We start from the raw sequence: 257 nt of genomic DNA, 5'->3' as shown, positions 1-257 counted from the left end.
TGAAAGATATCCTTGTAGCCTGATCAGAATGTGAATCGTTGAAACCTGCTCTGAATGCCGCCAAATTAGTTTCACCGATGATGGGCACAACAAGGTTCTTGGTTATTTCATCAACCACTGTAGCTCTTGATTTTTCGTATGTTGGCTGATTATAGTAACGTTCCTGGTATTTGAAGAACTTCTCCAGCAGAGGGTACACGAACGACGGATTTAGTTTGTTCACCGCATGAATTGACCGGCACGCAATGAAGGCATAG

Annotated in this window: 1 protein-coding gene; it reads right to left on the bottom strand. The window is 43.2% G+C overall.

Annotated elements, in window-relative coordinates:
* Window positions 1–223, bottom strand: a 223-nt coding sequence (locus FWJ25_RS20975) for a hypothetical protein (RefSeq protein ID WP_223163301.1), incomplete at its 3' end; no start/stop codon positions are given.
* Between the last annotated feature and the right edge of the window lie 34 nt (window positions 224–257).

This window comes from Marinobacter salinexigens, from assembly GCF_008370345.1.
In the GTDB taxonomy this organism is placed as follows: domain Bacteria; phylum Pseudomonadota; class Gammaproteobacteria; order Pseudomonadales; family Oleiphilaceae; genus Marinobacter; species Marinobacter salinexigens.
This window is presented reverse-complemented; position numbering and strand designations above follow the sequence as displayed.